Annotated in this window: 31 protein-coding genes and 1 riboswitch; of the genes, 20 read left to right on the forward strand and 11 right to left on the reverse strand. The window is 58.9% G+C overall.

Annotation, left to right across the window (positions count from 1 at the left end):
- The first annotated feature begins 56 nt into the window (after nucleotides 1–56).
- From AOA60_RS28135 to hisC, 10 genes are all read left to right on the forward strand, one after another.
- Nucleotides 57–866 (forward strand): ATP-binding cassette domain-containing protein, encoded by an 810-nt coding sequence (locus tag AOA60_RS28135; protein ID WP_003171811.1) that lies wholly within the window; start codon nucleotides 57–59, stop codon nucleotides 864–866.
- A complete protein-coding gene (gene mlaE, locus AOA60_RS28140; protein ID WP_099587125.1) occupies nucleotides 866–1,663 on the forward strand; it encodes a lipid asymmetry maintenance ABC transporter permease subunit MlaE in 798 nt (265 codons plus the stop codon). Before AOA60_RS28135 ends, mlaE begins: the two co-directional genes overlap by 1 nt.
- Entirely contained in the window at nucleotides 1,663–2,130 is a 468-nt protein-coding gene (mlaD, locus tag AOA60_RS28145; RefSeq protein WP_003171814.1) for an outer membrane lipid asymmetry maintenance protein MlaD, read from the forward strand. The genes mlaE and mlaD overlap by 1 nt, the downstream gene beginning before the upstream one ends.
- 11 nt (nucleotides 2,131–2,141) lie before the next feature.
- On the forward strand, nucleotides 2,142–2,789 hold the full coding sequence (locus tag AOA60_RS28150) for a phospholipid-binding protein MlaC (RefSeq protein ID WP_099587126.1): 648 nt from the start codon (nucleotides 2,142–2,144) through the stop codon (nucleotides 2,787–2,789).
- A complete protein-coding gene (locus AOA60_RS28155) occupies nucleotides 2,786–3,091 on the forward strand; it encodes a lipid asymmetry maintenance protein MlaB (protein ID WP_099587127.1) in 306 nt (101 codons plus the stop codon). The genes AOA60_RS28150 and AOA60_RS28155 overlap by 4 nt, the downstream gene beginning before the upstream one ends.
- A gap of 114 nt (nucleotides 3,092–3,205) precedes the next feature.
- Complete coding sequence (locus AOA60_RS28160) at nucleotides 3,206–3,445, forward strand: BolA family protein (protein WP_099587128.1); 240 nt, start codon at nucleotides 3,206–3,208, stop codon at nucleotides 3,443–3,445.
- 23 nt (nucleotides 3,446–3,468) lie between these two features.
- The gene (gene murA / locus AOA60_RS28165; RefSeq protein ID WP_099587129.1) at nucleotides 3,469–4,734 is read left to right on the forward strand and encodes a UDP-N-acetylglucosamine 1-carboxyvinyltransferase; all 1,266 of its coding nucleotides are present in this window, start codon (nucleotides 3,469–3,471) and stop codon (nucleotides 4,732–4,734) included.
- 236 nt (nucleotides 4,735–4,970) lie between these two features.
- Nucleotides 4,971–5,606, forward strand: coding sequence for an ATP phosphoribosyltransferase (gene hisG / locus AOA60_RS28170; protein ID WP_099587130.1), 636 nt, complete (start codon nucleotides 4,971–4,973; stop codon nucleotides 5,604–5,606).
- A 128-nt stretch (nucleotides 5,607–5,734) separates the two neighbouring features.
- The gene (gene hisD, locus AOA60_RS28175) at nucleotides 5,735–7,057 is read left to right on the forward strand and encodes a histidinol dehydrogenase (RefSeq protein WP_099587131.1); all 1,323 of its coding nucleotides are present in this window, start codon (nucleotides 5,735–5,737) and stop codon (nucleotides 7,055–7,057) included.
- A gap of 3 nt (nucleotides 7,058–7,060) precedes the next feature.
- Nucleotides 7,061–8,113 (forward strand): histidinol-phosphate transaminase, encoded by a 1,053-nt coding sequence (hisC, locus tag AOA60_RS28180; protein WP_099587132.1) that lies wholly within the window; start codon nucleotides 7,061–7,063, stop codon nucleotides 8,111–8,113.
- Nucleotides 8,114–8,181: 68 nt separating this feature from the next.
- Here hisC and AOA60_RS28185 read toward each other — a convergent pair whose 3' ends face one another.
- Together AOA60_RS28185 and upp are read right to left on the reverse strand one after the other, a co-directional pair.
- Nucleotides 8,182–9,456, reverse strand: a complete 1,275-nt coding sequence (locus tag AOA60_RS28185) for a uracil-xanthine permease family protein (RefSeq protein ID WP_099587133.1) — start codon at nucleotides 9,454–9,456, stop codon at nucleotides 8,182–8,184.
- A 2-nt stretch (nucleotides 9,457–9,458) separates the two neighbouring features.
- Nucleotides 9,459–10,097, reverse strand: coding sequence for a uracil phosphoribosyltransferase (gene upp, locus AOA60_RS28190; RefSeq protein ID WP_099587134.1), 639 nt, complete (start codon nucleotides 10,095–10,097; stop codon nucleotides 9,459–9,461).
- Nucleotides 10,098–10,261: 164 nt separating this feature from the next.
- On the opposite strand from upp, the gene AOA60_RS28195 reads away from it, so the two are divergent.
- The 3 genes from AOA60_RS28195 (at nucleotide 10,262) to AOA60_RS28205 (ending at nucleotide 11,745) form a co-directional block, all read left to right on the forward strand.
- Nucleotides 10,262–10,819 (forward strand): hypoxanthine-guanine phosphoribosyltransferase, encoded by a 558-nt coding sequence (locus AOA60_RS28195; RefSeq protein ID WP_032886291.1) that lies wholly within the window; start codon nucleotides 10,262–10,264, stop codon nucleotides 10,817–10,819.
- 60 nt (nucleotides 10,820–10,879) lie between these two features.
- Nucleotides 10,880–11,365 (forward strand): hypothetical protein, encoded by a 486-nt coding sequence (locus tag AOA60_RS28200; RefSeq protein ID WP_099587135.1) that lies wholly within the window; start codon nucleotides 10,880–10,882, stop codon nucleotides 11,363–11,365.
- 92 nt (nucleotides 11,366–11,457) lie between these two features.
- The gene (locus AOA60_RS28205; RefSeq protein WP_099587136.1) at nucleotides 11,458–11,745 is read left to right on the forward strand and encodes a PA4642 family protein; all 288 of its coding nucleotides are present in this window, start codon (nucleotides 11,458–11,460) and stop codon (nucleotides 11,743–11,745) included.
- 59 nt (nucleotides 11,746–11,804) lie between these two features.
- On the opposite strand, the gene mqo is transcribed toward AOA60_RS28205, so the two are convergent.
- Entirely contained in the window at nucleotides 11,805–13,313 is a 1,509-nt protein-coding gene (gene mqo / locus AOA60_RS28210; RefSeq protein ID WP_099587137.1) for a malate dehydrogenase (quinone), read from the reverse strand.
- A 678-nt stretch (nucleotides 13,314–13,991) separates the two neighbouring features.
- Nucleotides 13,992–14,225 (reverse strand): hypothetical protein, encoded by a 234-nt coding sequence (locus AOA60_RS28215; RefSeq protein ID WP_099587138.1) that lies wholly within the window; start codon nucleotides 14,223–14,225, stop codon nucleotides 13,992–13,994.
- 194 nt (nucleotides 14,226–14,419) lie between these two features.
- On the opposite strand from AOA60_RS28215, the gene AOA60_RS28220 reads away from it, so the two are divergent.
- Entirely contained in the window at nucleotides 14,420–15,007 is a 588-nt protein-coding gene (locus AOA60_RS28220) for a YajG family lipoprotein (RefSeq protein WP_099587139.1), read from the forward strand.
- Between the two features lie 56 nt (nucleotides 15,008–15,063).
- On the opposite strand, the gene AOA60_RS28225 is transcribed toward AOA60_RS28220, so the two are convergent.
- Nucleotides 15,064–15,273 carry a hypothetical protein gene (locus AOA60_RS28225; protein ID WP_099587140.1) on the reverse strand — a complete coding sequence of 70 codons (210 nt, stop codon included), beginning with the start codon at nucleotides 15,271–15,273 and terminating at the stop codon, nucleotides 15,064–15,066.
- A 184-nt stretch (nucleotides 15,274–15,457) separates the two neighbouring features.
- Between AOA60_RS28225 and AOA60_RS28230 the strand changes: the two genes are divergently transcribed.
- The gene (locus AOA60_RS28230) at nucleotides 15,458–15,715 is read left to right on the forward strand and encodes a hypothetical protein (protein ID WP_099587141.1); all 258 of its coding nucleotides are present in this window, start codon (nucleotides 15,458–15,460) and stop codon (nucleotides 15,713–15,715) included.
- 33 nt (nucleotides 15,716–15,748) lie between these two features.
- Here AOA60_RS28230 and AOA60_RS28235 read toward each other — a convergent pair whose 3' ends face one another.
- Nucleotides 15,749–16,912, reverse strand: coding sequence for a 1-acyl-sn-glycerol-3-phosphate acyltransferase (locus tag AOA60_RS28235; protein ID WP_177411508.1), 1,164 nt, complete (start codon nucleotides 16,910–16,912; stop codon nucleotides 15,749–15,751).
- Nucleotides 16,913–17,045: 133 nt separating this feature from the next.
- Between AOA60_RS28235 and AOA60_RS28240 the strand changes: the two genes are divergently transcribed.
- From AOA60_RS28240 to AOA60_RS28255, 4 genes are all read left to right on the forward strand, one after another.
- Nucleotides 17,046–17,228 carry a CPXCG motif-containing cysteine-rich protein gene (locus AOA60_RS28240; protein WP_099587143.1) on the forward strand — a complete coding sequence of 61 codons (183 nt, stop codon included), beginning with the start codon at nucleotides 17,046–17,048 and terminating at the stop codon, nucleotides 17,226–17,228.
- 11 nt (nucleotides 17,229–17,239) lie between these two features.
- A complete protein-coding gene (locus tag AOA60_RS28245; protein ID WP_099587144.1) occupies nucleotides 17,240–17,500 on the forward strand; it encodes a DUF2007 domain-containing protein in 261 nt (86 codons plus the stop codon).
- 36 nt (nucleotides 17,501–17,536) lie between these two features.
- Complete coding sequence (locus tag AOA60_RS28250; protein WP_099587145.1) at nucleotides 17,537–18,157, forward strand: SOS response-associated peptidase; 621 nt, start codon at nucleotides 17,537–17,539, stop codon at nucleotides 18,155–18,157.
- Between the two features lie 128 nt (nucleotides 18,158–18,285).
- The gene (locus tag AOA60_RS28255) at nucleotides 18,286–19,104 is read left to right on the forward strand and encodes a M48 family metallopeptidase (protein WP_099587146.1); all 819 of its coding nucleotides are present in this window, start codon (nucleotides 18,286–18,288) and stop codon (nucleotides 19,102–19,104) included.
- A 75-nt stretch (nucleotides 19,105–19,179) separates the two neighbouring features.
- Here the strand turns inward: AOA60_RS28255 and AOA60_RS28260 are convergent, their stop codons facing one another.
- The 3 genes from AOA60_RS28260 to AOA60_RS28270 all read right to left on the reverse strand — a co-directional run bounded on the left by AOA60_RS28260 (nucleotide 19,180) and on the right by AOA60_RS28270 (nucleotide 22,019).
- Nucleotides 19,180–19,764 (reverse strand): TMEM165/GDT1 family protein, encoded by a 585-nt coding sequence (locus tag AOA60_RS28260; protein ID WP_099587147.1) that lies wholly within the window; start codon nucleotides 19,762–19,764, stop codon nucleotides 19,180–19,182.
- An 89-nt stretch (nucleotides 19,765–19,853) separates the two neighbouring features.
- A riboswitch (yybP-ykoY riboswitch) is annotated at nucleotides 19,854–19,973 on the reverse strand.
- Nucleotides 19,974–20,024: 51 nt separating this feature from the next.
- A complete protein-coding gene (locus AOA60_RS28265; protein WP_099587148.1) occupies nucleotides 20,025–21,023 on the reverse strand; it encodes a class I SAM-dependent methyltransferase in 999 nt (332 codons plus the stop codon).
- Between the two features lie 30 nt (nucleotides 21,024–21,053).
- Nucleotides 21,054–22,019 (reverse strand): 2-hydroxyacid dehydrogenase, encoded by a 966-nt coding sequence (locus AOA60_RS28270; RefSeq protein ID WP_099587149.1) that lies wholly within the window; start codon nucleotides 22,017–22,019, stop codon nucleotides 21,054–21,056.
- A gap of 84 nt (nucleotides 22,020–22,103) precedes the next feature.
- Here AOA60_RS28270 and AOA60_RS28275 point away from each other — a divergent pair, with 84 nt between their 5' ends.
- Nucleotides 22,104–22,736, forward strand: coding sequence for a LysE family translocator (locus tag AOA60_RS28275; RefSeq protein WP_099587150.1), 633 nt, complete (start codon nucleotides 22,104–22,106; stop codon nucleotides 22,734–22,736).
- 137 nt (nucleotides 22,737–22,873) lie between these two features.
- Here the strand turns inward: AOA60_RS28275 and AOA60_RS28280 are convergent, their stop codons facing one another.
- Nucleotides 22,874–23,446: a lysozyme inhibitor LprI family protein gene (locus AOA60_RS28280; RefSeq protein ID WP_099587151.1), complete on the reverse strand. Its 573-nt coding sequence runs from the start codon at nucleotides 23,444–23,446 to the stop codon at nucleotides 22,874–22,876.
- A partial coding sequence (locus AOA60_RS28285; protein WP_256592895.1) for a pesticin C-terminus-like muramidase occupies nucleotides 23,428–24,276 on the reverse strand: 849 nt, incomplete at its 5' end. The genes AOA60_RS28285 and AOA60_RS28280, both read right to left, overlap by 19 nt.

Consider the following 24,276-nt stretch of genomic DNA (forward strand, 5'->3'; position numbering starts at 1 on the left):
AAACGTTTGTCGCATGCGTGGTGTCTGAGTGAGAGGCTGCATCCCAAGGAGTTTAGATGAGTGCCGATAACGCCTACGCGGTCGAGCTGAAGGGACTGACCTTCAAGCGCGGGACGCGCAGCATCTTCAATAACGTCGATATTCGCATTCCCCGTGGCAAGGTCACGGGCATCATGGGGCCGTCCGGTTGCGGCAAGACCACCCTGTTGCGGCTGATGGGCATGCAATTGCGCCCCAGCGCCGGCGAAGTGTGGGTCAACGGCCAGAACCTGCCGACGCTGTCGCGCAGCGATCTGTTCGATGCGCGCAAGCACATGGGCGTGCTGTTCCAGAGCGGTGCGCTGTTTACCGACCTCGATGTGTTCGAGAACGTGGCGTTCCCGCTGCGGGTGCACACCCAGCTGTCCGATGAAATGATTCGTGACATTGTGTTGCTGAAATTGCAGGCCGTGGGCTTGCGTGGTGCCATTGACCTGATGCCCGACGAACTGTCCGGTGGCATGAAGCGTCGTGTGGCCCTGGCGCGCGCCATTGCGCTCGATCCGCAGATTCTCATGTACGACGAGCCCTTCGTCGGTCAGGACCCGATCGCCATGGGCGTGCTGGTTCGCCTGATCCGTCTGCTCAACGACGCCCTGGGCATCACCAGTATCGTGGTGTCCCACGACCTCGCAGAAACCGCGAGCATTGCCGATTACCTCTATGTAGTCGGCGATGGCCAGGTGCTGGGGCAGGGTACGCCCGAAGAGCTGATGAACGCCGATAACCCGCGCATTCGCCAATTCATGACTGGCGATCCCGATGGCCCTGTGCCTTTTCACTTTCCGGCAGCGGATTACCGCTCAGATCTTCTGGGGAAGCGCTGATGCGCAAGACATCTCTTATCGAAAAGGTTCGCCTTTTCGGTCGCTCGGGCATCGACATCGTCGAGGTGCTGGGTCGTTCGACGATTTTCCTGTTTCACGCCTTGCTCGGCCGCGGTGGCATTGGTGGCGGCTTTGGCCTGTTGCTCAAGCAACTGCATTCGGTGGGCGTGATGTCCCTGGTGATCATCGTGGTCTCCGGGGTCTTCATCGGTATGGTGCTGGCATTGCAGGGCTTCAATATCCTGTCCAGCTACGGGTCGGAGCAGGCAGTGGGGCAGATGGTTGCCCTGACGCTGCTGCGTGAGCTGGGGCCGGTGGTGACCGCGTTGCTGTTCGCCGGTCGTGCGGGCTCCGCATTGACTGCCGAAATCGGCAACATGAAGTCCACCGAACAGCTGTCCAGCCTCGAAATGATCGGCGTGGACCCCCTCAAATACATTGTTGCCCCGCGCCTGTGGGCCGGCTTCATCTCCCTGCCACTGCTGGCGATGATCTTCAGCGTGGTTGGTATCTGGGGTGGTTCGTGGGTGGCGGTAGACTGGCTGGGTGTCTATGACGGCTCCTACTGGGCCAACATGCAAAACAGCGTGACCTTTAGCGGTGACGTGCTCAATGGCGTTATAAAGAGCATCGTCTTCGCCTTTGTAGTGACCTGGATCGCCGTATTCCAAGGCTATGACTGTGAGCCCACTTCAGAAGGGATCAGTCGCGCCACCACCAAGACCGTTGTGTACGCCTCGCTGGCAGTACTGGGCCTTGACTTCATTTTGACCGCCTTGATGTTTGGAGATTTCTGATGCAAAACCGCACTGTGGAAATCGGTGTCGGCCTTTTCTTGCTGGCTGGCATCCTGGCTTTACTGTTGCTGGCTCTTCGAGTCAGCGGCCTTTCGGCCAGCCCCACCGCCGATACTTATAAACTTTACGCATACTTCGACAATATCGCCGGTTTGACTGTCAGAGCTAAAGTGACCATGGCCGGTGTAACCATCGGCAAGGTCACGGCAATCGATCTGGACCGCGACAGCTTCACCGGGCGAGTGACCATGCAGTTGGACAAGAAGGTAGATAATCTGCCGACCGACTCCACTGCATCTATCCTCACTGCGGGGCTGCTGGGCGAGAAGTACATCGGTGTCAGCGTGGGCGGGGAAACAGCCCTGCTCAAGGATGGTTCGACCATCCACGACACGCAGTCGTCGCTGGTGCTTGAGGACCTGATCGGAAAATTTTTGCTCAATACGGTCAATAAAGACGCCAAATGAGGAATCTGTTCATGATCTCTACCTTGCGACGTGGCCTGCTGGTACTGCTTGCAGCACTGCCCTTGATGGCCAACGCGGCAGGTTCTGCGCACGAACTGGTGCAGGACACCACCACCAAGATGCTGGATGACCTGAAGGCCAATAAAGAACAGTACAAGCAGGATCCGAGCAAGTTTTACGACGCGCTCAATACCATTGTGGGCCCCGTCGTGGACGCCGAGGGTATTTCGCGCAGCATCATGACCGTCAAGTACTCGCGCAAGGCAACACCTGCGCAGATGCAGACGTTCCAGGAAAACTTCAAGAAAGGCCTGTTCCAGTTCTACGGCAACGCCCTGCTGGAATACAACAACCAGGGTATTACCGTCGCTCCAGCCGGTGACGAATCCGGTGATCGCACCAGCGTCAACATGAGCGTCAAGGGCAACAACGGCGCCGTTTACCCGGTGCAGTACACCCTGGAGAAGATCAACGGCGAGTGGAAACTGCGTAACGTGATCATCAACGGTATCAACATTGGCAAGCTGTTCCGTGATCAGTTCGCCGACGCTATGCAGCGCAATGGCAACGACTTGGACAAGACCATCAATGGTTGGGCCGGTGAAGTTGCCAAGGCCAAGGAAGAAACCGACAAAGCTGCCGGGAAGCCTGCGCAATGACCGAGTCGGCTGTTCGTCTCGGCGACGCTGGCGAGTTGTTCCTCAGCGGTGTGCTGGATTACCGCACCGGGCCTGACCTGCGCGAGCAGGGTCAGGCGCTGATCAAGACCAGCACGGCTTCTGCGCTGGTGCTCGACTGCTCGGCGGTGACCAAGTCCAGCAGTGTCGGTTTGTCGTTGCTGTTGTGCTTCATGCGTGACGCCGAAGCGGCCAAAAAGCCGGTCAGCATCCGGGCTTTGCCCGAAGACATGCGTGAAATTGCCGAAGTTTCGGGTCTGACCGAGCTGTTGGCGCATCCTTAATACACATTATCAGTGAGGCCCCCCGTCAGAGTCCTGCTATGCGGGGTTCGCAGGCGCGGGGCTTTTTTGTATGATGTGCGACCCGTGCGCACTGGGCGCCGATAGAGGTTGATCATGCAGGCCCTAGAAGTTAAAAGCTTTCTCGAAGGAAAGCTGCCCGATACGAGCGTAGAAGTTGAGGGCGAAGGCTGCAATTTCCAGCTGAACGTGATTAGCGATGAACTGGCGGCATTGAGCCCAGTCAAGCGTCAGCAGCAGATCTATGCCCATTTGAACCCGTGGATCACCGATGGCAGCATCCATGCGGTCACTATGAAATTTTTCAGCCGCGCGGCCTGGGCCGAGCGCACCTGAGCCCCCAAGGCGTCGAGATTCTTATGGATAAATTGATTATTACCGGCGGTGCCCGCCTTGATGGCGAGATTCGCATTTCCGGTGCGAAAAACTCTGCCTTGCCGATCCTGGCAGCGACCCTGCTGTGCGATGGCCCGGTGACCGTGGCCAACCTGCCGCACCTGCACGACATCACCACCATGATCGAGCTGTTCGGTCGCATGGGCATTGAGCCGGTGATCGACGAGAAATTGTCCGTCGAAATCGACCCGCGCACCATCAAGACCCTGATCGCCCCGTACGAACTGGTGAAAACCATGCGTGCGTCGATTCTGGTACTCGGCCCTATGGTTGCTCGTTTCGGCGAAGCCGAAGTCGCCCTGCCTGGCGGTTGCGCCATCGGTTCGCGTCCAGTGGACCTGCACATCCGTGGCCTGGAAGCCATGGGCGCAGTCATTGACGTTGAAGGCGGCTACATCAAGGCCAAGGCACCAGAAGGCGGCCTGCGTGGCGCGAACTTCTTCTTTGATACCGTCAGCGTGACCGGTACCGAGAACATCATGATGGCCGCTGCCCTGGCCAAAGGCCGCAGCGTCCTGCAAAACGCCGCGCGCGAGCCTGAAGTAGTCGACCTGGCCAACTTCCTGAACGCCATGGGCGCCAAGGTAGCCGGTGCTGGTACCGACACCATCACCATTGATGGTGTAGAGCGTCTGCACACCGCCACCTATAAGGTCATGCCTGACCGCATCGAGACCGGTACCTACCTGGTTGCTGCCGCCGTTACCGGTGGTCGCGTCAAGGTCAAGGACACCGATCCGACCATCCTGGAAGCGGTCCTGGAAAAACTGCGCGAAGCTGGCGCTGAAATCACCACCGGCGAAGACTGGATCGAGCTGAACATGCACGGCAAGCGGCCAAAAGCCGTTAACGTGCGGACCGCTCCGTACCCGGCCTTCCCTACAGACATGCAGGCGCAGTTCATCTCTCTGAACGCGATTGCCGAAGGCACCGGTGCCGTGATCGAGACCATCTTCGAAAACCGCTTCATGCACGTGTACGAACTGCACCGCATGGGCGCGAAGATCCAGGTAGAAGGCAACACCGCCATCGTGACGGGCACCGAGAAGCTCAAGGGCGCGCCAGTCATGGCCACCGACCTGCGTGCATCGGCCAGCCTGGTGATCTCGGCGTTGATCGCTGAAGGTGACACCCTGATCGACCGTATCTACCACATCGACCGTGGTTACGAGTGCATCGAAGAAAAACTGCAGATGCTCGGCGCTAAAATCCGCCGCGTACCGGGCTAGTTGCTGTTTGTAGTGAGCGGGCTTGTCGAATCGTCGCACCGCCCGCGCTGGAGTGCGAAGCGCTCCCAAGATTTTTAGGGCCGCTTCGCAGCCCAGCGCGGGGCAAGCCCGCTCACTACAAATTAAAGAAGCAGTATGCTGAATTTGTTTCAAATCGAGGCTGTCATGGCCTCGATCTGCGTCTGGCGCCGTTTGCGACCGGACAGCAATAGCCTGATGAAGGACTGACGTTTCCCATGTTGACCATCGCACTGTCCAAGGGCCGCATCCTTGACGACACTTTGCCGCTTCTGGCTGAAGCGGGCATCGTGCCGACCGAGAATCCGGACAAGAGCCGCAAGCTGATCATCCCCACGACCCAGGAAGACGTTCGCCTGCTGATCGTGCGGGCTACCGACGTGCCGACCTATGTTGAGCATGGCGCGGCCGACCTCGGTGTCGCCGGTAAAGACGTGCTGATGGAATACGGTGGCCAGGGCCTGTACGAGCCGCTGGACCTGCGCATTGCCCTGTGCAAGTTGATGACCGCGGGCCGTGTCGGTGATGTCGAGCCCAAGGGTCGCCTGCGCGTGGCCACCAAGTTCGTCAATGTCGCCAAGCGTTACTACGCCGAGCAAGGCCGTCAGGTCGACATCATCAAGCTCTACGGCTCGATGGAGCTCGCGCCCCTGATCGGCCTGGCCGACAAGATCATAGACGTGGTCGACACCGGCAACACCCTGCGTGCCAACGGTCTCGAACCACAGGACTTCATCGCCGACATCAGCTCTCGCCTGATCGTCAACAAAGCGTCGATGAAGATGCAGCACGCTCGTATCCAGGCGTTGATCGACACCCTGCGCACCGCAGTGGAGTCTCGACACCGCGGTTGACCTACCCGCGTAGCTGAAGAGCTACGCCCGTCTATCCGCCTCATAGCCAGAATTCTCAGGTGCCCAAGCGGAAACGACTGCTAGTTTAGGGCGCCTGAGTTTTTGCCAATTCTATTGAGGCCCTCGCTATGACCACGTCCACCGCAATTGCCCGACTCAACGCTGCCGACCCGGATTTCGCCCATCATCTGGATCATCTGCTGAGCTGGGAAAGCGTGTCCGACGACTTGGTCAACCAGCGGGTGCTAGACATCATCAAGGCCGTGCGCGAGCGCGGTGACGCGGCGCTGGTGGATTTCACCCGCCAGTTCGACGGCCTGGACGTTGCTTCCATGTCCGACCTGATTCTGCCCCGCGAACGCCTGGAGCTGGCCCTGACGCGCATCACCGCGCCTCAGCGCGAAGCCCTGGAAGTCGCGGCGGCGCGGGTGCGCAGCTACCACGAAAAGCAGAAACAGGACTCCTGGAGCTACACCGAGGCCGACGGCACTGTGTTGGGCCAGAAGGTCACGCCGCTGGACCGTGCAGGGCTGTACGTCCCCGGTGGCAAGGCGTCGTATCCGTCATCGGTGTTGATGAACGCAATTCCAGCCAAGGTGGCCGGTGTGACCGAAGTGGTGATGGTCGTGCCAACCCCTCGCGGTGAAATCAACGAGCTGGTGCTGGCTGCGGCCTGCATCGCCGGTGTCGACCGCGTGTTCACCATCGGTGGCGCCCAAGCTGTCGCGGCCCTGGCCTATGGCACTGAAAGCGTGCCGAAGGTCGATAAAGTAGTCGGCCCCGGCAACATCTACGTGGCCACCGCCAAGCGCCATGTCTTTGGCCAGGTCGGCATCGACATGATTGCCGGCCCTTCGGAAATCCTCGTGGTGTGCGACGGCCAGACTGACCCGGACTGGATCGCCATGGACCTGTTTTCCCAGGCCGAGCACGACGAGGACGCGCAGGCGATTCTGGTCAGCCCGGATGCCGAGTTCCTCGACAAGGTGGCCGCCAGCATCGACAAGCTGCTGCCGACCATGGACCGCGCCGGGATCATCGAGAAATCGATCAATGGCCGTGGCGCGTTGATCCTGGTGCGCGACATGGAGCAGGCCATTGAAGTGGCCAACCGTATCGCACCAGAGCACCTGGAACTGTCCGTGGCCGATCCACAGGCCTGGCTGCCGTCGATTCGCCACGCTGGTGCGATCTTCATGGGGCGCCACACCAGCGAAGCCCTGGGTGACTACTGCGCCGGCCCGAACCACGTGCTGCCGACCTCCGGCACTGCGCGTTTCTCCTCGCCGCTGGGGGTGTATGACTTCCAGAAGCGTTCGTCGATTATCTTCTGCTCGCCTCAAGGGGCTTCCGAACTGGGTAAGACCGCGTCGGTACTTGCTCGTGGTGAGTCTTTGAGCGCACACGCCCGTAGTGCCGAATACCGAATCCTCGAAGAGAAGGGTAACTAAGTCATGAGCAAATTCTGGAGCCCCTTCGTCAAGGACCTCGTGCCTTACGTACCCGGCGAACAGCCAAAGCTGACCAAGCTGGTCAAGCTCAACACCAATGAAAACCCCTACGGCCCGTCGCCCAAGGCGCTGGCCGCGATGCAGGCCGAGTTGAACGACAACCTGCGCCTGTACCCGGACCCCAACAGCGACCTGCTCAAGCAGGCCGTGGCCAAGTACTACGGGGTCGACGCTGGCAAGGTGTTTCTCGGCAACGGCTCGGATGAAGTGCTCGCGCACATCTTCCACGGCCTGTTCCAGCACGACCTGCCGCTGCTGTTCCCGGACATCAGCTACAGCTTCTACCCGGTGTACTGCGGCCTCTACGGCATCCAGTCCGACCCGGTGCCACTGGATGAGCAGTTCCAGATTCGTGTAGCGGACTACGCCAAGCCTAACGGCGGGATCATCTTCCCCAACCCCAACGCGCCGACTGGCTGCGTGCTGGCGCTGGACGCGGTGGAGCAGATCCTCAAGGCCAGCCCGGATTCGGTGGTCGTGGTCGATGAAGCCTATATCGACTTCGGTGGCGAAACCGCCATCAGCCTGGTGGATCGCTACCCGAACCTGCTGGTGACCCAGACCCTGTCCAAATCGCGCTCGTTGGCCGGTTTGCGCGTGGGCCTGGCCGTGGGCCACCCGGACCTGATCGAGGCGTTGGAGCGGGTCAAGAACAGCTTCAACTCCTATCCGCTGGACCGCCTGGCGATTGTCGGTGCGGCGGCGGCGTTTGAGGATCGTGAGTACTTCGAGAAGACGTGCCGGTTGGTCATCGACAGTCGTGAGCAGATGGTTGCGCAACTGGAAGGTAAAGGTTTTGAAGTGTTGCCGTCAGCGGCCAACTTTATCTTTGCTCGTCACCCCAAGCACGATGCTGCCGGCCTGGCGGCCAAATTGCGTGAGCAAGGGGTGATCGTGCGGCACTTCAAGCAGGAGCGGATTGCCCAGTTCCTGCGGATCAGCATTGGTACGCCGGAGCAGAACCAGGCGCTGATCGATGGCTTGGGTGAGCTCTAAGCCACACTGAAGATGTAAAAATGTGGGAGGGAGCAAGCCCCCTCCCACATTTGGTTTTGCGTTGGCAGTTAAAGCAGCGGTTCGTCAGGCTTCTTGTTCTTCCAGCCATCATTGCCCGGCAGCAGCAGGTTCAAAGCAATCGCTACGACCGCACACAAGGCGATGCCCTTCAGGCCGAAGTCGTTCGGACCTGTACCGGTTCCCACCAATACCCCGCCAATCCCGAACACCAGGGTCACCGACACAATCACCAGATTGCGCGCCTCGCCCAGGTCGATCTTGTGGCGGATCAGTGTGTTCATCCCTACCGCAGCAATCGAGCCGAACAGCAGGCACAAGATTCCGCCCATTACCGGGATGGGAATGCTCTGCAGCAATGCACCGAACTTGCCGATGAATGCCAGGCTGATGGCAAACACTGCCGCCCAGGTCATGATTTTCGGGTTGTAGTTCTTGGTCAGCATTACCGCGCCAGTCACTTCGGCGTAGGTGGTGTTCGGCGGGCCGCCAAACAGGCCGGCTGCCGTGGTGGCGATACCGTCACCGAGCAGCGTGCGATGCAGGCCGGGCTTTTTCAGGTAGTCGCGACCGGTCACGCTGCCGACTGCAATCACGCCACCGATGTGTTCGATCGCCGGGGCCAGGGCCACCGGGACGATGAACAGTATCGCCTGCCAGTTGAATTCCGGCGCGGTGAAGTGGGGCAGGGCGAACCAGGGCGCGGCGGCAATCTTGGCCGTGTCGACCACGCCAAAGTAGAACGCCATGGCAAATCCCACCAACACACCGGAGATGATCGGCACCAGGCGGAAAATCCCTTTGCCGAACACCGCCACGATCAACGTGGTGAGCAGCGCCGGCATCGAGATCAGCATGGCCGTCTTGTAGGGGATCAGTTCGGCGCCGTCGCCACCTTTACCCATCGCCATGTTAGCGGCGATCGGTGCCATGGCCAGGCCAATGGAGATGATCACCGGGCCGATGACCACGGGCGGCAGCAGGCGGTCAATGAAACCGGTGCCCTTGATCTTCACCGCAGCGCCGAGAAACGTGTAGACGAAACCGGCGGCCATCACCCCGCCCATCGTCGCGGCGAGGCCGAACTGATCCTTGGCGAGAATGATTGGCGTGATAAACGCAAAGCTCGATGCCAGGAATACTGGCACCTGCCGCCCCGTCACCAGCTGGAACAACAGCGTGCCCAGGCCTGCGGTGAACAGTGCGACGTTTGGATCAAGGCCTGTGATCAGCGGCATCAACACCAGCGCGCCAAATGCTACGAAGAGCATTTGTGCGCCAGACAGGATCTGGCGCCAAAGCGGGTCGTTGAATTCATCCTGCATGCTCACGCGTCCTTCTGCTTGGTGCCGAAGATCTTGTCACCGGCGTCGCCCAGGCCTGGGATGATGTAGCCGTGTTCATTCAGGCGCTCATCGATGGACGCGGTGTAGATCTGCACGTCCGGGTGCGCTTTCTCGACAGCGGCGATGCCTTCGGGCGCGGCGACCAGCACCATGGCGCGGATGTCCCGGCAACCGGCTTTTTTCAGCAGGTCAATGGTGGCAACCATGGAGCTTCCGGTGGCGAGCATCGGATCGATGATCATGGCCAGGCGTTCGTTGATTTCCGGAACGAGTTTTTCCAGGTAGGTGTGAGCCTGCAAGGTTTCTTCGTTGCGGGCCACGCCCACGGCGCTGACCTTGGCGCCCGGAATCAGGCTGAGGACGCCTTCGAGCATGCCGATACCGGCGCGCAGGATCGGCACCACGGTGATTTTCTTACCGGCGATTTTTTCTACCTGTACGGGACCGGCCCAACCGGGGATCTCGTAGGTTTCCAGCGGCAGGTCCTTGGTGGCTTCGTAAGTGAGCAACGCTCCGACTTCCTGAGCAAGCTCACGGAAGTTCTTCGTGCTAATGTCGGCGCGGCGCATAAGGCCGAGCTTGTGCTGGATCAGCGGGTGGCGGATCTCGCGAGTGGGCATGGGAAAGGCTCCGGCGGCGGGCAAAAAAACCGGCCTAGATTAATCTATCCGAGGGTGTTGTCCTATAGACATCTAGTACGTTAGTCCATTAAGGCTTGCTCGGAGCGCATGAGAAGCGTACCTTCGCCCGCTTTTCTTGCCACAGCACCCCTTTGGAGAGCGCCATGTCCGCTGATCTTGAGCATATCCGTCAAATCATGCGTGAGGCTGATTGCCTGTACACCGAAGCGCAAGTCGAAGCTGCGATCGCCAAGGTCGGCGCCCACATCACCCGCGAAATGGCCGACACCAATCCGGTGGTCTTCTGCGTGATGAACGGCGGCCTGATTTTCGCCGGCAAATTGCTCACCCACCTGCAATTCCCGCTGGAAGCGTCCTACCTGCACGCGACCCGCTATCGCAACGAAACCACCGGCGGCGACCTGTTCTGGAAAGCCAAGCCGGAAGTCTCGTTCATTGACCGCGACGTGCTGATCATCGACGACATCCTCGACGAAGGTCACACCCTGGGCGCGATCATCGACTTCTGCAAACACGCCGGCGCGCGCAAAGTGCACACCGCCGTGCTGATCGACAAAGACCACGACCGCAAGGCCCGTCCGGACCTGAAAGCCGATTACGTCGGTCTGCCATGCATTGACCGCTACATCTTCGGTTACGGCATGGACTATAAAGGCTACTGGCGCAACGCCAATGGGATCTACGCCGTCAAAGGCATGTGACCCAGGCCCGGCGCAGGGTTGTCATGCTATCGTGCGTGGCCCCCGCGCCTGGAGCTGTAAATGAGCCTGTTGATTCGCACGTGCGCCGTCCTGGCGCTGACCCTGAGTTTGCCCCTGGTCGCCGCTCCGGCGCCGATGCATGCTCAATTCCTGCCGCCGGATGACCTGACGCTGCGCACTGAAACCCCTGACCAGCAGCAGTTGCTGCAAGTCACCGAGTACGCGGTGGTGGTGGGCAACCAGCGCCAATCCAACCAGCAACCGATCCCGGTGACGTCGCCGTTGATGATCCGCCTCAAGGGCAAGTCCCTGAACAAAGGCGCGATAATCAGCCAGGTGGTGCTCAATTTCGATGCCGAAAGCAAAAGCCTGAAAAAGCCGGTGTTTGATGACAAGAGCAAGACGCTGACGCTGTCGTATCCGGTGGCCCAATACCGGGTGATCGTCGATTTGCTGCGCAATGACACGGTGTATGTGCAGTTCCTCAGTTATGCCAACGGGCATATCTGGGCGGACCTGCACACCGGTGCAGTCCGCACCAAATAATCAAAACACCTTGGATCTCCACTGCTTTCGGAGCTTGCGTCACACAGGTAGACTTCAAATCCCGTGTAAATGTCTGCAGGCTGGAGTCGGTAATGCGTAAAGATAAGAAACAGGTGATTGGTGACGAGATCGGCGACGATCAGATCAAGTTGTTCCTGGACTTCGAGCCGGTTGACGCGACTTCACCGTCCCTGCACAAACTGATCAAGGCCTACCGTGGCCTGCGCATCGACGATTTCGAGCGGTTCCTGGGCTTTTTCAAGGAAGCCGGCCTGGACTTGGATGGCAAGGATGAGCATGGCCAGACGTTTGTTGATCTGATCAAGGACCAGCGCAATGCGCCTGAGTACATAGAGCTGATCGAAAACGCCCGCGGCTGATTTTCCCCAGCCATAAAAAAACGCCCCGGGGGGGGCGTTTTTTTTATGGCAGCAATGCCTCAAGCGTAGCTTTCGGCCTCGTTGCTTTGTTCCACCAGCTCCAGGCTGATGTTGTTCTGCGTGTTGATCTTGCGATACAGCTCGGCGTCGGTCTCCAGGACTTTCTCCCGTGCCGGGAAGATCTCGTGCAGCTTGGCTGCCCACTCACCCGCAGCCTTGGCCGGGAAGCAACGTTCAATCAGCTCCAGCATGATCGAAACGGTCACCGAAGCGCCCGGAGAAGCGCCCAGCAGCGCTGCCAGGGAGCCGTCCTTGGCCGCGACCAGCTCGGTGCCGAATTGCAGCACGCCGCCTTTTTTCGGGTCTTTCTTGATGATCTGTACCCGTTGGCCGGCCACTTCCAGGCGCCAGTCTTCGGCTTTCGCCTCAGGGTAGAAGCGACGCAGGGATTCCAGGCGCTGCTCCATGGATTGGCGCACTTCGCTGACCAGGTACTTGGTCAGGTCCATGTTGTCGCGGGCCACGGCCAGCATCGGGCCGATGTTGCCAGCACGAATCGACATCGGCAGGTCAAGGAACGAGCCGTGCTTGAGGAACTTGGTGGTAAAGCCGGCGTAGGGCCCGAACAGCAGGGATTTCTTGCCATCCACCACGCGGGTGTCGAGGTGCGGCACCGACATCGGTGGCGAACCGACGGCGGCCTGGCTGTAGACCTTGGCTTGGTGGTGCTTGACCACTTCCGGGTTGTCACAACGCAGCCACTGGCCACTGACCGGGAAGCCGCCAAAACCTTTGCTTTCTTCGATGCCCGAGGCTTGCAGCAACGGCAGGGCCGCGCCACCGGCACCGAGGAACACGAACTTGGCGTCCACTTCACGGCTGGTGCCGCTGTTGACGTCCTTGATGCTCACGGTCCAGCCGGCGCCGTTGCGCTTGAGGCCGGTAACGCGCTTGCTGTACTTGACCTGGGCATCCGGCGAGCTGGTCAGGTGGCCGAGCAACTGGTTGGTCAGGGCGCCGAAGTTGACGTCGGTGCCGTTCATGACGCGAGTGGCGGCGATTTTTTCGTCGAGCGGGCGGCCCGGCATCATCAGCGGCATCCACTCGGCCATCTCGCTGCGGTCTTCGGTGTAGTGCATGTCCGAAAACGCATGGTGCTGGCTGAGGGATTCAAAGCGCTTCTTGAGGAAAGACACGCCTTTGTCGCCCTGCACGAAGCTCAGGTGCGGCACCGGGCTGATAAAGGACTTGGACGAGCCAAAGGTGCCTTTTTTGGTCAGGTACGCCCAGAACTGCTTCGACACCTCGAACTGGGTGTTGATGTGCACGGCTTTCTTGATGTCGATGGAGCCATCGGCGGCCTGGGGAGTGTAGTTCAGCTCACACAGCCCGGCGTGGCCGGTACCTGCGTTGTTCCACGGGTTGGAACTCTCCGCGGCACCCGAATCCATCAGCTCAACGACTTCCAGCTTGAGGCCGGGGTCGAGCTCTTTGAGCAATACGGCCAGGGTGGCACTCATGATGCCGGCCCCTACCAGTACTACGTCGACTGCTTCGTTATGCGCCATTTAACGCGTCTCCAAAATCTGCAGCACCAAATTGACGGCATGGCTGCCAGGAGTGACGGGGCGGTTCACGTGTTGCCCCAGGTTACCCATGGCCAGGATCGCCATGTCCGTTTCGCAATTCTTTGCAACGTCAGCGCACGCTTCCTGCCTGCCTCATTCGCCTATGAACGCATTCATGGGCGCCTGTGGCAATTCGACTTATGGTCAAAGCGTGCAATTCGTGCAATCAATCCGTAGCGGACAGGCTCAAGCTCCGGTGATTGAGGAATACTCGGTCCTGTGTGATTGGGCTGTTCCAGACGCTGATGGTGCTTGTACAAACGCCAAACTATTCATTTGCTCGCCACACTCTTGTGAAGTTGTGAAAACCCGTTTTTTCACGCTCTTTTGAAGACGTGAACCTCAAAAAAGGGCTGCCGCGGGCTGGCACAGTGGCCGGGCGCAATGGCAGCTCTGGCAGATTCGGTAGAGGCGGGTGGTTTGCAAAGGAAACAGCAAGCGCGCCAGCTTCACTCGATCTGTGTGGGCGGCTCTCTGTGGGCGATTCTTGGGGGGTTAATACCGAGGCATTAACGTGCTGCGAGGCCCGATCAGGAGACGTCCTTATAATCGGGGGGAGATTGTAGCGAAGAACGTCAGGGAAATGGGCGTGTTTTATGACTTTTATTAGGTCTTCGGTCAGGCGGCCAACGGCTGGTGACGTGGCGACCGCACAGGACGTGGGCTTACACGGGCACGGGCGGGGAGCGGGTGATGCATCCAGCTCAGGCGGATTTCATCGATTTCCACCCAACCGTCGCCCACAGGCGCCTGGCTGCATTCCTTGAACGCCTGGCAACGGCCTTGTGCATCGAGCCGGGCGAACTGACGAAGGGCCGGCTTGCGGGTAAACAGTGACCAGAGAAATTGCATGGCGAGAGTCCTCCTGAGATTGAGGCTAAGCATGCCGTGTGGGGATGACGAGTCGATGTAACGGCTATGACATATCAATGACAGCGAACCGCTGCCGAGGCGACGAGTCATAGGTTGTAACTGACGCTAGTTCCCTGCGGGGGCGCCCCGCTATACTGCCGGCCTGTTGGTACCTGATTTCTGGAGAGAAGCGCATGTTGCAACGCCTGTTGTTCGGTTTGATCACTGTGACCAGTTTGACCTTGGTTGGCTGCGCCAACAGCCCGCAACAACTGAGCCCACAACCGAAGCTCACCACGCAGTTGGCCCCGGTAGGTCATGGTCAGCCGGTGTCGGTGCGTGTCGTGGATGGTCGTCCTTCGCCTACGTTGGGCTCTCGCGGTGGCCTGTACCCGGAGACCGCGCTTATCTCGGTGACTGGCCAGGACGTGCTTCCCAAGCTGCAGGCCCAGGCCGAAGCGGCCGTGCGCCTACTGGGCTTCACGCCGAGCGCCAACGCACCAGGCGCTCCTCAGCTGACCATCACCTTGGCGGAACTGAAGTATCAGTCGCCTAAAGAAGGCCTGTACGTGACTGAAGCCGCCATCGGCGCAACGTTCAAGTCCGACGTCACCGCCGGTACCCGTCGCTACAGCGGCCGCTACGGCGCATCGTTGAACCAGCGCTTCGGCATGTCGCCGAACCAGGAAACCAACACCAAGCTGGTCAGCGATGTCCTGAGTGACGCCTTGACCCGCCTGTTCAAGGACCCAAGCATCGGTTCCTTGCTCAGCGCGCAGTAACTGTCCAGATAAAGACCGGGCTCAGTGATGAGCCCGGTTTTTTTTCGTCTTCAGTTTCACGCGGCAGTGTCGATACAGAAGTCCAGCATGCTCACCCCGGTCAACAGATCGGCCTCCGGCAAGTCCGCATGCTGGTGCCCGCCAAGGGCGCAGTACACCAGCCAATGGCGGTCCTGCACGTTGAACGCAAGGCCGCCGACCAGCGCCTCTTGCTCATCGCTTTGGGCAATCAGATACAGCCGATCCTGGTTGTGCGCGTGCAGCATGACAAGCTCCCGAACGTTCGAAGGGCAACAGAGTGGCTTGTTAAGGTGACGTTCAGGTGACGCTGTAAATTACTGGATACATTAACCGTCCATGGGGGATGGAGCGTTTTAGGCGCTGGAGGCCACTGTCCGTTTATGTAGGTATCTGCACGGATACCCAGACACTGTTTTCCTGAGGTTTGTGATGGCGCTGCCCGCACTATTGATCAATGCTGTGGCTTTATTGGTAGCCTGCCCCGGTGCGGCGCTTCTGTTCATTACCCGCCTGCGCGAACAACGCGCCATGGCCGAGTTGACCGCACAAAGCGAAGACCGGGCCATCGATCAGCCCATGCTGTTCTTGGATGTGCGCACCGAACGGGCGCATCGGGTGGCTTACCGGATCGGCTTCGCCTGTCTGGGGCTGGGGCTGGCCATATCCTGGCTCAGCACCCGAATCTAAAAAACCGCCCCTTCCCACATTTTTGATCGGTGTTCAGAGAGGGATTCCGGCCTTCACCCGATACTGATTGCGCACCGGCGTCGCATATTGCACCACCAGAAATGGCCGGTGTTCCTCCGGGCATTCATTCAGGCGCCGCTCCCACTCGGCCTTCGCCTTGGCCAGTTCATCCGCCGGGAACACCTCGGCCGCCTTTGGCACCTGTAATTGCGGGTCGGCGTCGCTCCATTGGGCATACGCCAGGTAGTGCACTGGGAACAGCCGATAACCGCCGAGAATCTGTCGATCCATTTCCACGGCCAGCACTTTGGTGTCTTCGAAGCGCTCGGTAATCGGCGGCGCGAAGTTGATGTGTACGCGGCCTTTGTAGCCGGTAATGCCCAACGCAATGCTCACGTCATCTTCACCCTGCGCCTTGACGTAGGTGCCGGTGGTGGCGCGGATATACAGCTCGCGGGCCTTGGCCGTATCGCACGGGTCGTACTCGTAGCTGATGGACACCGGGGTCAGGTTCAGCGACTGGATCACCTCGGCAAACGGTTCGTCCTTGCGGCTGACGTGGAACATCTTGAGGATCGCCGACTCGGTGCGGTCATCCCCATCCTTGGCACGACCTTCGGCCTGGGCGATCCAGATCGACTGGCAGTCGTTGCGGATCGAATGGTTGATGTAGGCCGACAGCAAGTTGAACGCGGCCATCTTCTCCTTTCGCCCGGTGATCGAGCGGTGCACGATGAAGCTCTTGTTCAGGCGCATCAGGTCGCTGACAAACGGCTTTTGCAGCAGGTTGTCGCCGATGGCGATACGCGGCGTCGGCAGGCCGGCGTGGTACACGGCGTAGTTGACGAAGGCCGGGTCCATCACGATGTCGCGGTGGTTGGCCAGAAACAGGTAGGCACTGCCCGACTTGAGTTGCTCGACGCCGCTATAGGTCACGCCGTCGGTCGCCCGGTCAATGGTATGGTCGACGTAATACTCGACTTTGTCCTGCAGCGTCGCCACGGTGGTGACACCAGCGAACTCACGGCGCAGTTTGCGGGCGATCATCGGCTTGAGCAGCCAGCCCAGGGCGCCGGCAAAGCGCGGGAAGCGGAAGTGGGTCAGGATGTCCAGAAAGGCCTTGTCACTGAACAGCCGGTCCAGCACTGCCGGGACTTCGCTGTCGTTGTAAGGTCGGATGGTATCGAATTCGCCCATCATGCTCTCTTGTTAGAAACGGCTAGGGTAAGTAAAGGAAATACCAGGGCGCGGTACGGGTAATTGGCCCGGCCGGACAATAGCCCTGTAAATAGACCGGCGATTATACGCACAAGTCACTTGGGAGACTGCGATGCTGGAAACTGCGACCTACGATTGTCCTTATTGTGGTGAAGAGGTCGAGACGACGGTGGACTTGTCCGGCGGTGATCAGGTTTACATAGAAGACTGTCAGGTGTGTTGCAGGCCGATCACGTGCAACCTGCAGGTGCATGGTGATGAGTGGATGCTCGAAACCCGCAGCGAAAACGAATAACAGGCAAACCTATGCAGCGAATCTACGAACCGGAAAACCTGATGGAAGGCGAGTTGCTGCAACAGATGCTCGCCAGCGAAGGCATCGAGGCGCACCTGGTGGGGCGGCATTTGCTCGGCGGCACCGGCGAGCTGCCGATTTTCGGCCTGCTGGGGCTGGAGGTGGACAACGACCGGGCCGTGGATGCCCGCGAGCTGATCACCGCCTACATCGGTGCACAGCCCGTGCCCGGCGATGAACCCGACAGCTTCCCTGACGTGCTGGTCTGTTAGGCTGTCGGCCGGTTTACCCAAGAGTCGTGTTGCCCCATGTGTGGACGTTATGCCCTGTTTCGCTGGAATCCTGCCTTTGCGGCCTTGCCGGGGTTTCCCGTCGACCAGCAGGCCCAGTGGAACATCTCCCCGAATGATTCGGTGCTCATCCAGCGCCTGAACGACGGCCAGCGCACCCTGGCCCGCGCCCGTTGGGGCCTTACGCCGCCCTGGCTGACTGACCTTTCCCGCACACCGGCCCACGCCCGCGCCGAAACCCTGGCCGAGCAGCCGATGTTCCGCGAAGCCTTCCGCCAGCGTCGCTGCCTGCTGCCGGCCAACGGCTTTTATGAATGGCGCGGCACCCAGCGCAAACGCCCCTATTGGCTGACGCCGGGGGAGGGCTCCACGTTGTTTTTTGCGGCGATCTGGGAGGCCTATCCGGTGCAGGAGCAAGTGTGGCTGAGCACTGCTGTGGTGACGCAGGCCGCCCAGAGCCAGCGCCGGCCGTTGATCCTGGACGCGGCTGGGCAGGCCGCCTGGCTTGATCCCGAAACGCCGTTGCATGTGCTGCAAAGCTTGCTGGCCAGTGAGCCCGTCGCGCTGCGCGAGCGTGTCCTGGCCAACATGGTCAACGATCCCAAGCTCAACGGGCCGGAGTGCCTGACGCCGGCCTGAACCTGAAGGCCGCTGTGGGATGTATCTGAAAATCAGCGGTTAAGCGTCTGTTGTATCTGGCGCCGATACAAATGAGCGCCTACGATACGCGCGATGTTTTATGGGTGTTTTTCAGGGAGCGAGTGTTGATGAAAAAAACAGTGGCGGTAAGCGTATTGGCGGCGGCAATGTTGCTGGCAGGGTGTCAGTCGGTCAATACCACCAGCGGTGGCGCCGTTGGGGTTGAGCGCAAGCAGTACATGTTCAGCATGCTGTCGAGTCAGGAAGTCGACCAGATGTATGCCCAGTCCTACCAGCAGACCTTGGGTGAAGCCAGTACCAAAGGCCAGTTGGACAAGACCAGTGCCAACGCCAAGCGTGTGCAGGCTATCGCCAAGCGTTTGATCGCCCAGGCGCCCACCTTCCGCCCTGACGCAGCGCAGTGGAAGTGGGAAGTGAATTTGATCAAGAGCGATGAGATGAACGCCAACTGCGGGCCAGGCGGCAAGATCTTTGTGTACAGCGCATTGATCGACAATCTCAAGTTGACGGATGACGAGTTGGCAGCGGTGATGGGCCATGAGATCGCCCATGCCTTGCGCGAGCACGGCCGTGAGGCAATGTCCAAGGCGTATGGTATCGAGATCGCCAAGCAGGGCGCCGGTGCGTTGTTCGGCTTGGGCCAGGACAGCCTGGCACTGGCCGACACCGTGGCCAACTACGGCATGACTTTGCCGAACAGCCGCAGCAATGAAAACGAGGCAGACCTGATTGGCCTGGAGCTGTCAGCCCGCGCCGGCTACAACCCGAACGCCGCCATCACGCTGTGGAACAAGATGGCCAAGGCTTCGGAAGGTTCGCCGCCGGAATTCATGAGCACTCACCCCGCGTCCGACAGCCGGATTGCCTCGTTGCAGGCGGCGATTCCGAAGGTGATGCCGCTCTACCAGCAGGCCAAGAAGTCCTAAGGCTTGATGAGGATCTAAATGTGAGAGGGGGCTTGTCCCCCTCCCATATTTGATTGGGTTTGCAGGCTTGGATCCTTAGATCCAGCCACTGCTTTGCATGGCCTTGTACACCGCGACAATCGCCAACACAAAGAACGCCGTCGCCGCCAGTCGACGAATCATCGTCAGTGGCAGTTTCTCCGCCGCAAAATTCCCCGCCAGAACCACCGGCACGTTGGCAATCAACATGCCCAGGGTGGTGCCGATAATCACCAGCCACAGCTCCGGGTACTGCGCGGCGAGCATCACCGTGGCGATCTGGGTCTTGTCACCGATTTCCGCCAGGAAAAACGCAATCAGCGTGGTCAGGAATGGCCCGAACTTGCGTGTGGTGCTGGCTTCGTCGTCATCGAGTTTGTCCGGCACCAGGGTCCATAGGGCGGTGGCGCAGAAGCTCGCCGCGAGGATCCAGTGCAACACCGCGTCGGAGAAGAAACTGCCAAACCAGGCACCCACGGCACCGGCGGCCGCATGGTTGGCCAGGGTCGCGGCGACGATGCCAGCGATGATGGGCCAGGGCTTGCGAAAGCGAGCAGCGAGAATGAGCGCGAGCAGTTGCGTCTTGTCGCCGATTTCGGCCAAGGCAACGATTGCGGTAGGAACGAGTAATGAATCCAGCATCAGGTAAGTTTCCAGGGGCGGGTCGACACGGCTATGACACGTACAGCCTTCCCGCCCCGGGTAAGGTGTGCGTGTCATAGGTCTTGTCAAACCCCGGTCCGTCTGTGCGGACTCCTGGGTCGCATACGCCATGGTCTGTTGACCAAGTATGTTGACGTATGCCGGACGAGCGTGGTGCTCGTGGGAGACTACTCCCCTAGGACGGAGCGGATTCTGCCTAGGCAAAATCCATTCGGCAAGCCTTCTTTTTCAAAGCGCCATCAGGGGCGCTTGGCACGGTAGATGCGAAAACCATTACCCTCAGCCTTGATCGCACACACGCCCAAATGCTCTTCGATCAGCGGCTGGTACTTCAGGAAGCTGTTGGCAACCAGCCGAAGTTCGCCGCCTTTTGCCAGGTGTTTCGCCGCTTTTCGCAGCAGGTTCTCGGTGGCGAAATAATCGGTGTGCACCCCGACATGGAACGGTGGGTTGCTCAGAATCGCATTCAAGCCCATCGGTGCAGCATCGATGCCATCACCGGTCAGCACCTCGGCCTCCAGGCCGTTGGCCGCCAGTGTCAGGCGGCTGCTGGCGGCGGCGAAGGCGTCCACGTCCAGCATCGTCACGCTGTTGTGCGGGTAGCGACGTTTCACCGCAGCCCCCAACACGCCTGCGCCGCAACCGAAGTCCAGCAGATGGCCGCTCGGCAGTTTGTCCAAATGCTCCAGCAGCAACTCGGTACCACGGTCCAGGCGACCATGGCTGAACACCCCCGGCAGGCTCACGACTTTGAGCGGGCCTTCGGCCAGCGGCACTTCAAACACTTGCGCCAGGCTTTCCAGTTCCACCGCGTGCGGCGCGTTAGCCACGGTGATCTGCCACAGCTGGCAGTGCCGTGCATTGTCGAGCTTGCGCGGTTTGCCGAACGGGATCATCTGTTTGGCGGCGCTTTCGATACCGCTTTTTTTCTCGCCGACCAGAAACAGCTCGGCGCCGGGCAGGCGTGCGGCGACGGCGTTGAGCAGGTAATCGGTGAGGTCCTTGGACTTGGGCAGGAAGATCACCGCAGCGTCGAACTCACGCTCCGGCACGTTCACGCCAAATTGGCTGCGCTCGGGGAACCGCGCATCAAGCGCTGCCTGATCGCCGGCATGCCAGCACCAGGCGTGGGCGTTGGGCAGGCGGCCCAGCAGGTCGTCGGCGGGCAAGCCCACCAGCAACAGGTTGCCTTGAAAAAGTTCGGCCTGACGAAGCAGTACTTCACTGCGCGGATCCATGGTCTGCTCCTTGAAAAGGGGCGCAGTTTATCAACTGACGACGCGCAGCGGGGCGCCGCTGAAAAAGCCCAGGGCGTTTTCCGTCAGTTGGCCGACGATGCGCTGCCGTGCTTCGCGACTGCCCCAGGCATTGTGCGGGGTGACGATCAGCCGGGGAATGTCATCAGCCAGCAACGGGTTGCCGTTGATCGGTGGCTCCACACTCAGCACATCGGTGGCTGCGCCGCCCAAGTGACCGCTGCGCAAGGCATCCGCCAGTGCCTGTTCGTTGATCAAACCACCGCGTGCAGTATTGACCACCAACGCGCCGGGCTTGAGCAGTGCGAGTTCGCGGGCGCCGATAAAGTCGCGGGTATGCTCGTTGAGTGGGCAATGCAAGGTAAGGGCGTCGACCTGCCTGAGCAGCTCATCCAGAGGTACACGGTCTGCACGGGCAGGGCGACCCGGAATCGCGCCAAGCAGTACGCGCATGCCAAACGCTTCGGCCAGCCGGGCTACCGCGCCGCCCAGTTCGCCGTGGCCCAGCAGGCCGAGGGTCTTGCCTTCCAGCTCGACGATAGGATGGTCGAGCAGGCAGAACTGCTTGGCCTGTTGCCATTTGCCGGCGGCCACATCCCGTTGATAGTCCTTCAGGCGCGTCGCCAGGTTCAGCAGCAGCATGATCGTATGCTGCGCCACCGATGGCGTACCGTAGCCCTGGCAATTGCTCACGGTGATGCCCTGGGCGCGGGCGGCCTCAAGGTCGACGTTGTTGGTGCCGGTGGCCGATACCAGGATCAACTTGAGTTCCGGGCAGGCCGCCAGGGTTTCGCTGTTGAGGACGATCTTGTTACTGATGACCACCTGCACACCTTGCAGGCGCTCAATCACATTCTGCGGCGTGGTGTCCGAGTACAACTGCAGGTCGCTGAAGCAGTCTCTTAGACCGCTGAGGTCGAGGTCCCCCAGGTCCAGGGAAGGGTGATCAAGGAAGACGGCGCGGCGATTGTTCGTCATCAACTGTACCTTTTGCGACAGGGTTCGAAGGCGTAATCTGCCGAGCCTATCAGATGAAATAATCCGTTACTTAATGGAGTGAGTATGTACGTCGCCGAGTTTTTGACCGTGGCCCTGATCCACCTGTTGGCAGTGGCCAGCCCAGGCCCGGATTTCGCCGTGGTAGTACGCGAAAGCGTGACCCATGGCCGTCGCGCCGGCACCTGGACCGCACTGGGTGTGGGCTCGGCGATTTTCCTGCACGTGGGTTACTCGTTGCTGGGGATCGGCTTGATCGTGTCCCAGTCCATTGTGCTGTTCAATGCACTGAAATGGGCGGCGGCCGCGTACCTGCTGTATATCGGCTTCAAAGCCCTGCGCGCGCAGCCGGCCAAGCCCGCCGCCGAGAGCGAATTGCACCGTGAAGCGGGCGAGCGCACACCACGCGGCGCGTTTACTGCGGGCTTTGTGACCAATGGTTTGAACCCTAAGGCCACGTTGTTCTTCCTGTCGCTGTTCACCGTGGTGATCAACCCGCACACGCCGCTGGCCGTACAGGCGGGTTACGGTGTGTACCTGGCGGTGGCGACGGCGTTGTGGTTCTGCCTGGTGGCCATGCTGTTCAGCCAACAGCGCGTGCGCGCCGGGTTTGCGCGGATGGGGCATTGGTTTGATCGGACCATGGGGGCGGTTTTGATTGCGATTGGGGTGAAGTTGGCGTTTACCAGTATGAAATAAGAAAACCCGCAGAAAAGATTTAATTGCTACCGTGAAACTTGAGCGGGCATTTTTCTAAAGGTCGTAAATATTAAATAGGGCTGCATGGTGCAGCCCACCTATTGGCGCTTCTCTATTTTTCAGTCATGTCCGCGTCTCTATATTGACTGAAATTTCAATCTGGCTTGACAGAGTCTCTCATCTTCATCGTAAATACTTTTTGTTAGTTTGCAATTTTTCTTGTAATAATCAGTTTCTTCAAGGCGTTTTTCTAAGCTTTCAATGTGTGAGAGTATTTCCCCTTTGCTTTTTGAAGAAATACTGCTTATGAATGAAAGTGTATTGTAGAAGCTGTCACCACTAATGCCCGTATCCAAGTGGAATAATTCCACCAGTCTCGATGAGGTTAAAGAGATCAAATATCCTATTTTTTCGATTTCAGCCTCTTCGCCCGGAAAAATAGACTCATAAATTTCATTGCAGTGCGCATCTCTATATTTGATCCATGCGCGTTCAGTTTCTATAAGAGATATTCTTTTAGGGAATCCAAGTGGTGCAACCATTTTTGAATATTGATCGTTAAGTTTTTTGTCCGATTTTTCGTACAGATTAGTTACGCACTGAAGAATATCTTTTGTTGTCGTACTGGTGTTTTTGCAATCACCTTTAGCAAAAGCTACTGAAGTAAATAAAAAACTCAAAGAGCTTATAACTATCGCCAGCAATCGCATTTCAGACCTCTCTCAAATAGTTTTGCTTCTTCTTCTCGACGAATTATTAGTCCTCCAAGCCCCGGTTTTCCTTCCCAAAGCCTTTTCATCGAACGAAGTCTAGATGGGATTCTCTCTGGGGTGAGATTTAACAAATCATCGCTAATTTGTTTCATTTCTAAGCGAGAATCGAGGTTTGGCCGAGAAAAAGATATTCCTCTGTTTACCACGAGGGATAACAATGCTCCCTGGCAATGTGGATGCATATTTGTCGCTCCAGGGTAAGCTTCGATTACCAATTGTGCGTAACGTTTTTTCATTTTTATTGCAAGGGATATGGCGTTTTCTTTGCTGATTGAAATGTGATTTAGAGAGCTTAGTATGTCCCTGGCCTGAGCACCTTGCCTCCCAATAGCAGCTGTCAGAATCTCAATGTCCGATTGACTATAAATTTGTGCAAGGTCGTTACTGACTTGCGCTATTGTTTGCTGCCCTAAATCGTACCCGTACCCAAGAGTAACTCCGCTCGCACCTGCTGGGACGTAAGGATGCTTGCTATACCCTTCTTTATCTAAAATAAATTGAAATGACTCTTTTGATACGGTAAGTGTGCCAGCAACTCCTTCCAGTTCATAAGCATCCGTAACGCACTCGTTAGGGCACTTAGCGTTAAATCTCATCGCCAAGCCGATTGGATGCAAGTGATAAACCTGCCCATCCACTGGCAATCCAACGCCCTGCGCCACCTCATTCCACCAACTGATCTCCCTGATGCGCTCCTTTTCCGCCACCCAGTTTAAAAGTGGAGTCGAGCCGCTATGCCCCACTACATCGTCCAGTGCGTCCCACTT

Source organism: Pseudomonas sp. 2822-17 (genome assembly GCF_002742485.1).
Taxonomy (GTDB): Bacteria; Pseudomonadota; Gammaproteobacteria; order Pseudomonadales; family Pseudomonadaceae; genus Aquipseudomonas; species Aquipseudomonas cyclaminis.

Bases quoted from the DNA above. Each gene is read 5' to 3' on its own strand.
- AOA60_RS28160 (WP_099587128.1), top strand. From the start codon at position 3,206: ATGCAGGCCCTAGAAGTTAAAAGCTTTCTCGAAGGAAAGCTGCCCGAT.
- hisG (WP_099587130.1), top strand. From the start codon at position 4,971: ATGTTGACCATCGCACTGTCCAAGGGCCGCATCCTTGACGACACTTTG.
- AOA60_RS28220 (WP_099587139.1), top strand. From the start codon at position 14,420: ATGTTGCAACGCCTGTTGTTCGGTTTGATCACTGTGACCAGTTTGACC.
- upp (WP_099587134.1), bottom strand. From the start codon at position 10,097: ATGCCCACTCGCGAGATCCGCCACCCGCTGATCCAGCACAAGCTCGGC.
- AOA60_RS28270 (WP_099587149.1), bottom strand. From the start codon at position 22,019: ATGACGAACAATCGCCGCGCCGTCTTCCTTGATCACCCTTCCCTGGAC.
- mqo (WP_099587137.1), bottom strand. From the start codon at position 13,313: ATGGCGCATAACGAAGCAGTCGACGTAGTACTGGTAGGGGCCGGCATC.
- AOA60_RS28150 (WP_099587126.1), top strand. From the start codon at position 2,142: ATGATCTCTACCTTGCGACGTGGCCTGCTGGTACTGCTTGCAGCACTG.
- AOA60_RS28215 (WP_099587138.1), bottom strand. From the start codon at position 14,225: ATGCAATTTCTCTGGTCACTGTTTACCCGCAAGCCGGCCCTTCGTCAG.
- AOA60_RS28240 (WP_099587143.1), top strand. From the start codon at position 17,046: ATGCTGGAAACTGCGACCTACGATTGTCCTTATTGTGGTGAAGAGGTC.
- AOA60_RS28275 (WP_099587150.1), top strand. From the start codon at position 22,104: ATGTACGTCGCCGAGTTTTTGACCGTGGCCCTGATCCACCTGTTGGCA.
- AOA60_RS28200 (WP_099587135.1), top strand. From the start codon at position 10,880: ATGAGCCTGTTGATTCGCACGTGCGCCGTCCTGGCGCTGACCCTGAGT.
- AOA60_RS28185 (WP_099587133.1), bottom strand. From the start codon at position 9,456: ATGCAGGATGAATTCAACGACCCGCTTTGGCGCCAGATCCTGTCTGGC.
- AOA60_RS28235 (WP_177411508.1), bottom strand. From the start codon at position 16,912: ATGGGCGAATTCGATACCATCCGACCTTACAACGACAGCGAAGTCCCG.
- AOA60_RS28195 (WP_032886291.1), top strand. From the start codon at position 10,262: ATGTCCGCTGATCTTGAGCATATCCGTCAAATCATGCGTGAGGCTGAT.
- mlaD (WP_003171814.1), top strand. From the start codon at position 1,663: ATGCAAAACCGCACTGTGGAAATCGGTGTCGGCCTTTTCTTGCTGGCT.
- hisC (WP_099587132.1), top strand. From the start codon at position 7,061: ATGAGCAAATTCTGGAGCCCCTTCGTCAAGGACCTCGTGCCTTACGTA.
- murA (WP_099587129.1), top strand. From the start codon at position 3,469: ATGGATAAATTGATTATTACCGGCGGTGCCCGCCTTGATGGCGAGATT.
- AOA60_RS28205 (WP_099587136.1), top strand. From the start codon at position 11,458: ATGCGTAAAGATAAGAAACAGGTGATTGGTGACGAGATCGGCGACGAT.
- AOA60_RS28255 (WP_099587146.1), top strand. From the start codon at position 18,286: ATGAAAAAAACAGTGGCGGTAAGCGTATTGGCGGCGGCAATGTTGCTG.
- AOA60_RS28155 (WP_099587127.1), top strand. From the start codon at position 2,786: ATGACCGAGTCGGCTGTTCGTCTCGGCGACGCTGGCGAGTTGTTCCTC.
- AOA60_RS28225 (WP_099587140.1), bottom strand. From the start codon at position 15,273: ATGCTGCACGCGCACAACCAGGATCGGCTGTATCTGATTGCCCAAAGC.
- AOA60_RS28280 (WP_099587151.1), bottom strand. From the start codon at position 23,446: ATGCGATTGCTGGCGATAGTTATAAGCTCTTTGAGTTTTTTATTTACT.
- AOA60_RS28260 (WP_099587147.1), bottom strand. From the start codon at position 19,764: ATGCTGGATTCATTACTCGTTCCTACCGCAATCGTTGCCTTGGCCGAA.
- hisD (WP_099587131.1), top strand. From the start codon at position 5,735: ATGACCACGTCCACCGCAATTGCCCGACTCAACGCTGCCGACCCGGAT.
- AOA60_RS28250 (WP_099587145.1), top strand. From the start codon at position 17,537: ATGTGTGGACGTTATGCCCTGTTTCGCTGGAATCCTGCCTTTGCGGCC.
- AOA60_RS28230 (WP_099587141.1), top strand. From the start codon at position 15,458: ATGGCGCTGCCCGCACTATTGATCAATGCTGTGGCTTTATTGGTAGCC.
- mlaE (WP_099587125.1), top strand. From the start codon at position 866: ATGCGCAAGACATCTCTTATCGAAAAGGTTCGCCTTTTCGGTCGCTCG.
- AOA60_RS28245 (WP_099587144.1), top strand. From the start codon at position 17,240: ATGCAGCGAATCTACGAACCGGAAAACCTGATGGAAGGCGAGTTGCTG.
- AOA60_RS28135 (WP_003171811.1), top strand. From the start codon at position 57: ATGAGTGCCGATAACGCCTACGCGGTCGAGCTGAAGGGACTGACCTTC.
- AOA60_RS28265 (WP_099587148.1), bottom strand. From the start codon at position 21,023: ATGGATCCGCGCAGTGAAGTACTGCTTCGTCAGGCCGAACTTTTTCAA.